The organism is Streptomyces sp. SudanB182_2057, assembly GCF_964272715.1.
GTDB lineage: Bacteria > Actinomycetota > Actinomycetes > Streptomycetales > Streptomycetaceae > Streptomyces > Streptomyces rubradiris.
The window spans coordinates 6,849,613-6,860,567 of record NZ_OZ186798.1; the positions used below are offsets into that span (position 1 = coordinate 6,849,613).

The 10,955-nt window shown below is 70.4% G+C and carries 6 protein-coding genes and 1 rRNA gene; 4 read left to right on the plus strand and 3 right to left on the minus strand.

Annotated features, from left to right (window positions below; translation table 11 throughout):
• Window positions 1–197: 197 nt before the first annotated feature.
• Window positions 198–734, plus strand: a complete 537-nt coding sequence (locus ACSURM_RS30455; RefSeq protein WP_436958980.1) for an NUDIX domain-containing protein — start codon at window positions 198–200, stop codon at window positions 732–734.
• Window positions 735–744: 10 nt separating this feature from the next.
• On the opposite strand, the gene ACSURM_RS30460 is transcribed toward ACSURM_RS30455, so the two are convergent.
• Window positions 745–3,105, minus strand: coding sequence for a glycoside hydrolase family 31 protein (locus tag ACSURM_RS30460; protein ID WP_436958981.1), 2,361 nt, complete (start codon window positions 3,103–3,105; stop codon window positions 745–747).
• A gap of 213 nt (window positions 3,106–3,318) precedes the next feature.
• On the opposite strand from ACSURM_RS30460, the gene ACSURM_RS30465 reads away from it, so the two are divergent.
• Both ACSURM_RS30465 and ACSURM_RS30470 read left to right on the plus strand, forming a co-directional pair.
• Entirely contained in the window at window positions 3,319–5,295 is a 1,977-nt protein-coding gene (locus ACSURM_RS30465; RefSeq protein ID WP_436958982.1) for an acetoacetate--CoA ligase, read from the plus strand.
• A 198-nt stretch (window positions 5,296–5,493) separates the two neighbouring features.
• Window positions 5,494–6,387: a hypothetical protein gene (locus tag ACSURM_RS30470; protein ID WP_436958983.1), complete on the plus strand. Its 894-nt coding sequence runs from the start codon at window positions 5,494–5,496 to the stop codon at window positions 6,385–6,387.
• Window positions 6,388–6,494: 107 nt separating this feature from the next.
• Here ACSURM_RS30470 and ptsP read toward each other — a convergent pair whose 3' ends face one another.
• Together ptsP and ACSURM_RS30480 are read right to left on the minus strand one after the other, a co-directional pair.
• Complete coding sequence (gene ptsP / locus ACSURM_RS30475) at window positions 6,495–8,165, minus strand: phosphoenolpyruvate--protein phosphotransferase (protein WP_436958984.1); 1,671 nt, start codon at window positions 8,163–8,165, stop codon at window positions 6,495–6,497.
• Window positions 8,166–8,240: 75 nt separating this feature from the next.
• Window positions 8,241–8,690 carry a PTS sugar transporter subunit IIA gene (locus ACSURM_RS30480; RefSeq protein WP_189996376.1) on the minus strand — a complete coding sequence of 150 codons (450 nt, stop codon included), beginning with the start codon at window positions 8,688–8,690 and terminating at the stop codon, window positions 8,241–8,243.
• Window positions 8,691–9,247: 557 nt separating this feature from the next.
• On the opposite strand from ACSURM_RS30480, the gene ACSURM_RS30485 reads away from it, so the two are divergent.
• Window positions 9,248–10,774 (plus strand): 16S ribosomal RNA (locus tag ACSURM_RS30485).
• Window positions 10,775–10,955: the final 181 nt, after the last annotated feature.

Genomic DNA, 10,955 nt, shown 5'->3' on the forward strand with positions numbered 1-10,955 from the left:
ATCCGTCAGGAGTGTGCCACGGGCAGCCGGAAATGGGCAGGCCCGAGCGGTCGACCGCATGGCCCCGGGCGGCGTCGTGTGACAGCGGGGGCGGCCGGGAACGACGGGGGTGATCCCGGCCGCCACTTCCCGATCCGCCCGTTCCTGACGGCTCACTGCCGGAACGCGTCCCTCCCGTGATCGGATACAGTCCGCGCGTGTCCGAAACTCAACAACCCACTGCCAACTCCGCTCCGGACTCCCACTGTTCGAGCTGCGGAGCGCCCTTTGGAGAGGGCATCTCGGGCTGGCCGCGCACCTGCCCGTCCTGCGGGACCGTCGCCTACCGCAACCCGCTGCCGGTCGCGATCGCGCTCCAGCCCGTGTACGACACCCAGGGCACGGCCCTGGTCGTCATCACCCGCACCGTCGCCCCCGCGCGCGGAGGCACGGCCCTGCCCGGCGGCTACATCGACGACCGCGAGGACTGGAAGCAGGCCGTCGTCCGCGAACTCAAGGAAGAGACCGGCATCGACGCGGCCGCCCGCGACGTACGGCTCGTGGACGCCATGAGCGCGCCCGACGGGCACCTGCTGCTGTTCGGGCTGCTGCCGGAACGCCCGGCCGACGGACTGCCGGCCTCCGGCCCCACCGACGAGACCGAGGGATGGCACCTGCTGCGCAGGCCCGAGGAACTCGCCTTCCCGCTGCACACCGCGGCCGTCACAGCCTGGTTCGAGGGCCGCTACGTGTGAGCCGGCGGGTTCAGCCCAGCCCGCGCACGCGCACCGGGTAGGGCGGCTCGGCCGGGCCGCCCTCCCGCTCCCGGGTCACCACCACCCCTCCGTCGCGCTCGCGGGCCGCGTACCGCTCGATCTCCGGCTCGTCCCACCCGTCGCCCGCGTCCGGCACCACCAGACCGCCCCCGGTCCGCCCGCGCGCGGGCGCCCACACCTCCAGCTCCAGCCCGCCGTCGGCGCCCCGCACGGGCAGCACCGACCCCGCGCGCGCGAAGACCGGCACCCGGGACAGCGGCGCGTCGACCACGACCCGCGCCGGCCCCTCGTAGGCCGCCTCCGTCACCGTGTCGTACCAGCGGCCCCGCGGCAGCCGCACCGCACGCCGGACGGCACCGGGCTCCAGCACCGGCGCCACCAGAAGACCGTCGCCCAGCAGGAACGCGTCCTCGCAGTCGCGCAGCGCCCGGTCCTCCGGCGAGCCCCACCACAGCGGCCGCGCATAGGGCGCCCCGGTACGCCGGGCCAGCTGCGCCAGCGTCACGAAGTACGGCAGCAGCCGCCGGCGTTCCAGCAGCGCCACGCGCGCGTGCTCCAGCACCTCGGCACCGAACTCCCACGGCTCCCGGCGCCCCGCCCGCGGACCCGCGTGAGTCCGGAACAACGGCAGATACGCGCCCAGCTGGAACCAGCGCAGATACAGCTCCGGCGACGGACTGCCGTCGGCCCCGCCCACGTCCGGACCCGAGTACGGCACCCCGCACAGCCCCAGCCCCAGCACCAGCGACAGCGACGCCCGCAGCCCCGGCCAGCCCGTCGCCACGTCCCCCGACCACGTGCCGCCGTACCGCTGCGACCCCGCCCAGCCCGAACGGGAGAGCACGAAGGGCCGCTCCTCGGGCACCAGCTCGCGCAGCCCCTCGTAGGCCGCCCGCGCCATGCACAGCGCGTACACGTTGTGCGCCTCCCGATGGTCACTGCCGCGCCCCTCCAGGGCGTGCCGGGCCGAACGCGGCAGCGTCGGCTCACCGAAGGCGCCGAACGACGTCGGCTCGTTCATGTCGTGCCAGAACCCCGCGAAGCCCTGCCCCAGCCGCTCCTTGTAGAGCCCGCCCCACCACGCGCGCACGCGCGCGTGCGTGAAGTCCGGGAAGACCGACTCGCCCGCACACGTGAGACCCTCCACCGTGCGGCCCCGCGCGTCCCGCACGAACGCGTCCATGGCGTCGCCGCCGTCGTACACGGCTTCGCCCGGTTCCGCCCGCACCGCCGGTTCCACGACCGACACCAGCCGGATCCCGTCCCGGCGCAGCTCCTCCGCCAGCACCGGCAGCTTGGGGAAACGTTCCTGGTCGACGGTGAACACCCGATGTCCGTCGTAGTGGCCGGCACCGAGGTGCACGGCGTCCAGCGGCAGCCTCCGCTCATGATGGCCGGCGACGATCCGGCGCACCTCCTGCTCGCTGTCCGAGCCCCACCGCGCGTGCTGGTGCCCCAGAGCCCACGCGGGCGGCAGCGCGGGCGCCCCCGTCAGCGAGGCCCACGTGTACAGCACGCGCGCGGGGGTCCCCACCATCGCCCAGCAGCGCAGCGGGCCCCCGTCCATGTGCACCTCGCAGCGCCCCGCCCGGTCGTGCCCGGACCCGGCACCCTCCTCGCCCTCCCGCAGCACCACCGAACCGTCCCAAGTGGTGTCATGGAACACCAGGTGCGTGCCCGCGTCCGCCACCACCAGCTGCACCGGCATGGTCAGATACAGCGGATCGTCACCGGGCCCGAACGCCCGGCCGGGATCGGTGTTCCACAGCCGGTACCTGCCGTCCCGCAGCCGCGGACCGGACGCCCGCCCGCCCAGCCCGAAGAACCGGGCGTCCGCCGCCACCTCCGACCGCTGCACCCACCGCGCCGCACCCCCGCCCACCGGCTCCCACCAGCGCGGCGGCAGCTCCCGCCGCAGCACCACCCCGCCCGGCGTGCACACCTGCACCGCGCCGTGCCGCGACACGACCACCGTCACCCGCTCGGCCACCACCCGCCAGCCGCCGTCCTTGTCCGGCTCCAGCACCGCCCGCGGATCCGGCTCCGGACCACTCCCGGCCAGCGCGTACGACGGCAGCGCACCCGCCCCGTCCCACCCCCAGAACACCGCGCCGTTCGCCGCCACGACGATCCGCAGCTCGGAACGGCCGAACCGGATCAGACCACCGCCCGGACCCGGCTCCACGTCCCGCACCTGCCCCGGCACCCGGGCCCGCTCGGGCCCCCGCCGCGGCAGCCCCGCCGCGTCGATACGCCGCCTGCGCCACGCGGCCCGCACGGTGCGCAACCCCCGAGCCCCCCGCCCCGAACCGACCACACTCACCGAACGCACCAGGTCACGACCGTCCATGCTGCTCACCCTGCCACTGAGCGCCCCACGCGCGCGTGCCGTTCAACTGCCGTTCACCCGTGCCCGGGCCACATCTTCACGGCACCGACTATGTGGGGCGAACCCTGGTGCAGAAGTCGATCACATGGCATCGTCCGTGTCAGCCGCGTCACGCGCACACCCCAGCCCGTGCGCGGACCGACGCACACGACGCGCACAGCCCGGGAGCCTCCCATGTCGACCGCGAACCCCCAGCCGCTCTGGCAGCCCGACCCCGAACGGATCGCCAAGGCCCGCATCACCCGGTTCCAGGCATGGGCCGCCGAACACCACGGCGCCCCTGCCGACGGCGGCTACCCGGCCCTGCACCGATGGTCCGTCGACCAGCTCGACACCTTCTGGAAAGCCGTCACGGAGTGGTTCGGCGTACGCTTCTCCACCCCCTACGCGCGCGTGCTCGACGACCGCGCCATGCCCGGCGCCCGGTGGTTCCCCGGCGCCACCCTCAACTACGCCGAACACGCCCTGCGCGCCGCGGCCGACCGCGCCGACGAACCCGCCCTCCTGTGCGTGGACGAGACCCACGAACCCCGCCCGGTGACCTGGTCCGAGCTGCGCCGCCAGGTCGGCTCCCTCGCCGCCGAACTCCGCGCGCTCGGCGTACGCCCCGGCGACCGCGTCAGCGGCTACCTCCCCAACATCCCACAGGCCGTCGTCGCCCTCCTCGCCACCGCCGCCGTCGGCGCCGTATGGACCTCCTGCGCCCCCGACTTCGGCGCCCGCAGCGTCCTCGACCGCTTCCAGCAGGTCGAACCCGTCGTCCTGTTCACCGTCGACGGCTACCGCTACGGCGGCAAGGAACACGACCGCCGCGAGGTCGTCGCCGAACTGCGCCGCGAACTGCCCACCCTGCGCGCCGTCGTCCACATCCCGCTGCTCGGCACCGACGCCCCCGAAGGCGCCCTGGACTGGTCGGCGCTGACCGCCGGGGACACCGAGCCGGTCTACGAACAGGTCCCCTTCGACCACCCGCTGTGGGTGCTGTACTCCTCCGGCACGACCGGCCTGCCCAAGGCCATCGTCCAGTCGCAGGGCGGCATCCTGGTCGAGCACCTCAAACAACTCGGCCTGCACTGCGACCTCGGCCCCGGGGACCGCTTCTTCTGGTACACCTCGACCGGCTGGATGATGTGGAACTTCCTCGTCTCCGGCCTCCTCACGGGCACCACGATCGTCCTGTACGACGGCAGCCCCGGCCACCCGGACACCGGCGCCCAGTGGCGGATCGCCGAACGCACCCGCGCCACCCTCTACGGCACCTCCGCCGCCTACGTCATGGCCTGCCGCAAAGCCGGCGTCCACCCCGCCCGCGACTACGACCTGTCCGCAGTCGACTGCGTCGCCACCACCGGCTCCCCGCTGCCGCCCGACGGCTTCCGCTGGCTGCACGACGAGTTCGCCGAGAGCGGGGCCGACCTGTGGGTCGCCTCCGTCAGCGGCGGCACGGACGTCTGCTCCTGCTTCGCCGGCGCCGTACCCACCCTGCCCGTGTACACCGGCGAGCTCCAGGCACCCGGCCTCGGCACCGACCTGCACTCCTGGGACCCGAGCGGCCGACCCCTCGTGGACGAGGTCGGCGAACTGGTCGTCACCCAGCCCATGCCGTCCATGCCGATCCACTTCTGGAACGACCCCGACGGCAGCCGCTACCACGACAGCTACTTCGACACCTACCCCGGCGTCTGGCGCCACGGCGACTGGATCACCCTCACCTCCCGGGGCTCCGTGATCATCCACGGCCGCTCCGACTCCACCCTCAACCGGCAGGGCGTACGCATGGGGTCGGCCGACATCTACGAGGTCGTCGAACGCCTGCCGGAGATCAGGGAATCACTCGTCATCGGCGTCGAACAGCCCGACGGCGGCTATTGGATGCCGCTGTTCGTCCACCTCGCACCGGACGCCGTCCTGGACGAGACGCTCCTGAACCGCGTCAAGCGGGCCATCCGCGAACAGCTCTCACCCCGGCACGTCCCCGACGAGATCATCGAGGTCCCCGGCATCCCGCACACCCTCACCGGCAAGCGCATCGAGGTCCCGGTCAAGCGCCTCCTGCAGGGCACCCCCCTGGAAAAGGCGGTCAACCCCGGCTCCATCGACAACCTCGCCCTGCTCGCCTTCTACGAGGAACTGGCCCGCAAGCGCGCCTGACCCACCGCAACCTCGCCCCTCGCACAGGTTTCGGACCCGCCGAACCCCACCGCGACGTCCGGGACCCGCTCCACCCACACCAGCCATGACCAGCGAAGACACCCCCCACACCCCGGCCCGCGAGCACCGGCGGACCGCCGTTGTCAGTGCCGACCGTTACGGTGAGTGAGCATTGATCGACCGCGCATTGGGGGAATCATGGCGCACACCGACCACCAGACCCTGCGACGCGTCCTGCGCCGCGAGATCGCCGGCACCATCGGCGTCCTCACCGACGACCACGACTTCCGCGCCATGCGGCGCTACCGCACCTTCACCTTCGACGACCACACGACCTACCTCCGGCAACTGGAGACGGTCCTGAAGACCCGCGCCGAACAGGGCAGCCACACCACACTCGCCCTGTTCGACCCGGAGGACTACGCCGCGTACTGCGCGGACACCGGACTCGACCCGGACGCCCCGGCCAGCCGCAGCCGCTTCACCGCCCGGCTCGCGGCTACCGGCCCCACCATCCCCTACGACGGCCGCCCGCTCACCGACCTCCTGCCCCAGCTCGTGGACGAAGCCGTACGCCAGGCCACCTGGGAATACGCCACCACCCTCCTCACCCGCCTGGGCCCCTGCCCGACCTGCGGCGAGGACATCGGCCGCGCCGCCTTCACCCGCGCCTCCGAACTCGTGGTCCGCATCCTCGACACCGCCCCGCCCGGGGAGAGGCACCTCGTCTGCACCGTCTCCGGACCACCGGACACCCTCGTCTCCGTCCTGCACGGCGACCAGGACGACACCGGCGCGACCCGCCTGGACGAGGCGGAGGCCCTGGAGTTCACCAGCGTCCTCGCCCTCGGACTGGCCACCCGCAGCCCCGGCGGACTCGTCATCCGCACCAGCACCGCCGGCACCGCCGACCGCGTCTACGGCTGGCGACTGCGCGGCGGCACCCTCGAACCCCTGACGGCCTCGGAAGTCTTCGACGCCTACTGCACCGACGTCGAATCCGGCGACCTCATCCCACCCGAGTCCGGCGTCGACTACGGCGCACCCCCCGACCTCGGAGACGACGGCACGGCCGCGGCCCACCGCCACTGACACACCGGCCACCGCCACAACACACGACAGGGGCGCCCCGCCCGAAGGCAGGACGCCCCTGACCGACGGCACCCGAAGGCACCGGCACGGCTCACGGCACCGGTCGGCTACTCGCCGGACAGCACCGCCTGGGCCGCGGCGCGCGCCTCCTCGGCGCTGTCCGCCGCACGCGCCGCCGCCGCGGCCCGCTCGCACTGCGCCAGCGTGTACTTCGCCAGCGTGGCGCGGACATACGGAATCGACGCCGCCCCCATGGACAGGGAGGTGACCCCCAGACCGGTCAGCACACAGGCCAGCAGCGGGTCGGACGCGGCCTCACCGCACACCCCGCAGCTCTTGCCCTCGGCCCGCGCCGCCTCGGCCGACAGCGCCACCAGGTCGAGCAGCGCCGGCTGCCACGGGTCCTGCAGCCGCGACACCGCACCCACCTGCCGGTCCGCCGCGAACGTGTACTGCGCGAGGTCGTTGGTGCCCAGCGACAGGAACTCGACCTCCCGCAGGATCGAACGCGCCCGCAGCGCGGCCGACGGGATCTCCACCATCGCACCGAACTTGGCCTGCAGCCCCGCCTCCCGGCAGGCGTCCGCGAACGCCTTGGCGTCCCGGCGGTCCGCCACCATGGGCGCCATCACCTCGAGGTGGACCGGCAGCCCCTCGGCGGCCTTCGCCAGCGCCGTCAGCTGGGTACGCAGCACCTCCGGGTGGTCGAGCAGCGTCCGCAGACCCCGCACACCCAGCGCCGGGTTCGGCTCGTCCGCCGGCGTCAGGAAGTCCAGCGGCTTGTCCGCGCCCGCGTCCAGCACCCGTACGACCACACGACCCTCGGGGAACGCCTCCAGCACCTGCCGGTAGGCCTCCACCTGCTTCTCCTCGGAAGGAGCCTTCTTGCTGTCGTCCAGGAACAGGAACTCGGTACGGAACAGACCGACGCCCTCGGCACCCGCCTCGACCGCCGCCGCCACATCCGCCGGCCCGCCCACGTTGGCCAGCAGCGGCACCTTGTGCCCGTCCGCGGTCACACCGGGACCCGTCGAGGCGGCCAGCGCCGCCTTGCGCTCGGCAGCCGCGGCCGCGAGCTGCGCCTTCTTCTCCTCGCTGGGGCCGACGAAGACATCGCCCGTGCTGCCGTCCACGGCGACGACCGTGCCCTCGGCCAGCTCACCGGCACCCGGCAGCGCCACGACGGCCGGCACCCCCAGCGCCCGCGCCAGGATCGCGCTGTGGCTGGTCGGACCGCCCTCCTCGGTCACGAAACCGAGCACGAGGGAGGGGTCCAGCAGCGCGGTGTCGGCCGGAGCCAGGTCCCGGGCCACGAGTACGTAGGGCTGGTCGCTGTCCGGGACACCCGGCATCGGCACGCCCAGCAGCCGCGCGACGATACGGTTCCGCACGTCGTCCAGGTCGGCCACGCGCCCCGCGAGGTACTCACCGGCACCGGCCAGCAGCTCCCGGTACGCCGCGAACGCGTCGTAGACCGCGCGCTCCGCGGTGCTGCCGACGGCGATCCGCCGGTCCACGTCCGCCATCAGCTCGGGGTCCTGGGCCATCATGGCCTGCGCTTCGAGCACGGCCTGGGCCTCGCCGCCCGCCAGATTGCCGCGCGCCATCAGGTCGGCGGCCACGGCGTCCACGGCCTGCCGGGCGCGCCCCTGCTCCCGCTCGGCGTCCTCGGCGGGGATCTGCTTGGCCGGCGGCTCCAGCACCGCCGTGCCCATGTGCCGAACCTCGCCGATCGCCACGCCATGGCTCACGCCGACGCCTCGCAGCGTTGTCTCCATCTCACCCGTCTCCGGTAGTGCGGCGGGTCCCGCCGCGGTGGTTGTCCTGTGCGCCGCCCTGGGACGGCCCGGCCGTCAGTTCCAGGAGAAGAGGCTGTCGCCGGTCTTCACGTCACCACTGTCACGCAGCTCGGAGAGGGACTCGGCAGTGGCTTCCAGGGCGACGACCGGGCACACCGGGGACTTGCCGGCGGCCTCGACGGCGGCCGGGTTCCAGCGGACGACGGCCTGACCGCGGGTGACCTTGTCCCCCTTGTTGACGAGCAGCTCGAAGCCCTCGCCGTTGAGCTGCACCGTGTCGATGCCGAGGTGGGTGAGCACCCCGTGGCCGCTCTCGTCGACGACGACGAACGCGTGCGGGTGCAGGGAGACGATGACACCGTCCACGGGCGCCACCGCCTCGGAGGCCTCGCGCACGGGATCGATCGCGGTACCCGGGCCGACCATGGCCCCGGAGAAGACCGGGTCCGGCACTGCGGCCAGTCCGATGGCCCGTCCAGCGAGAGGGGACGTCACGGTGGTCATGGGAAGCCTCCCAAGGAGTGGAGCTGCTCGCGGGCCGTCACAGCCTGTCCCGGACGGCGCACTGAGCAGCAGCGTATGTCAAATGAACTGGCGGTTCCGGATAGAAGCTACCAGCTAGTGGTCTAGACCACCAACCAAGGCGATTTGCATGGCCTTCAAGGCCGCGTGTACAGTCGTAACCCTGCTCGGGGCAGAGAGGCACGAAACAGTGCCCAGCCCCTGGCGGCAACCAAACTCATCAGATCCTGATCTCTGGATCTTCTTCTGCGTGCTCGCAGGAGGGTGGTCAGAGAGACGGAAAAAGCCTGGTAGAGTTTGAAACACCGAAGGGAAGCGCCCGGAGGAAAGCCCGAGAGGGTGAGTACAAAGGAAGCGACCGTTCCTTGAGAACTCAACAGCGTGCCAAAAGTCAACGCCAGATATGTTGATACCCCGTCTCCAGCATCCGCTGGGACGAGGTTCCTTTGAAAAAACACAGCGAGGACGCTGTGTGCGAGAGGACTATTCCTCCTCTCGCACCGCTCTCGTGATGTGTTCATCCCGATTACGGGAAAACATTCACGGAGAGTTTGATCCTGGCTCAGGACGAACGCTGGCGGCGTGCTTAACACATGCAAGTCGAACGATGAACCTCCTTCGGGAGGGGATTAGTGGCGAACGGGTGAGTAACACGTGGGCAATCTGCCCTGCACTCTGGGACAAGCCCTGGAAACGGGGTCTAATACCGGATACGAGTTTCATCGGCATCGGTGATTCTGGAAAGCTCCGGCGGTGCAGGATGAGCCCGCGGCCTATCAGCTTGTTGGTGAGGTAACGGCTCACCAAGGCGACGACGGGTAGCCGGCCTGAGAGGGCGACCGGCCACACTGGGACTGAGACACGGCCCAGACTCCTACGGGAGGCAGCAGTGGGGAATATTGCACAATGGGCGAAAGCCTGATGCAGCGACGCCGCGTGAGGGATGACGGCCTTCGGGTTGTAAACCTCTTTCAGCAGGGAAGAAGCGAAAGTGACGGTACCTGCAGAAGAAGCGCCGGCTAACTACGTGCCAGCAGCCGCGGTAATACGTAGGGCGCAAGCGTTGTCCGGAATTATTGGGCGTAAAGAGCTCGTAGGCGGCTTGTCACGTCGGTTGTGAAAGCCCGGGGCTTAACCCCGGGTCTGCAGTCGATACGGGCAGGCTAGAGTTCGGTAGGGGAGATCGGAATTCCTGGTGTAGCGGTGAAATGCGCAGATATCAGGAGGAACACCGGTGGCGAAGGCGGATCTCTGGGCCGATACTGACGCTGAGGAGCGAAAGCGTGGGGAGCGAACAGGATTAGATACCCTGGTAGTCCACGCCGTAAACGGTGGGCACTAGGTGTGGGCAACATTCCACGTTGTCCGTGCCGCAGCTAACGCATTAAGTGCCCCGCCTGGGGAGTACGGCCGCAAGGCTAAAACTCAAAGGAATTGACGGGGGCCCGCACAAGCGGCGGAGCATGTGGCTTAATTCGACGCAACGCGAAGAACCTTACCAAGGCTTGACATACACCGGAAAGCATTAGAAATAGTGCCCCCCTTGTGGTCGGTGTACAGGTGGTGCATGGCTGTCGTCAGCTCGTGTCGTGAGATGTTGGGTTAAGTCCCGCAACGAGCGCAACCCTTGTCCCGTGTTGCCAGCAGGCCCTTGTGGTGCTGGGGACTCACGGGAGACCGCCGGGGTCAACTCGGAGGAAGGTGGGGACGACGTCAAGTCATCATGCCCCTTATGTCTTGGGCTGCACACGTGCTACAATGGCCGGTACAAAGAGCTGCGATACCGTGAGGTGGAGCGAATCTCAAAAAGCCGGTCTCAGTTCGGATTGGGGTCTGCAACTCGACCCCATGAAGTCGGAGTCGCTAGTAATCGCAGATCAGCATTGCTGCGGTGAATACGTTCCCGGGCCTTGTACACACCGCCCGTCACGTCACGAAAGTCGGTAACACCCGAAGCCGGTGGCCCAACCCCTTGTGGGAGGGAGCTGTCGAAGGTGGGACTGGCGATTGGGACGAAGTCGTAACAAGGTAGCCGTACCGGAAGGTGCGGCTGGATCACCTCCTTTCTAAGGAGCACTTCTAAGCCGGGCTTGCCTGGTTCAGAGGCCAGTACATCAGCGAATGTCTGATGCTGGTTGCTCATGGGTGGAACGTTGACTACTCGGCACACTTGACCTTCTGGTCTTCCTAGTACTGCTTCGGCGTGGAACGGAACGGCCGGGTGGCGAGGGTGTCGGGCACGCTGTT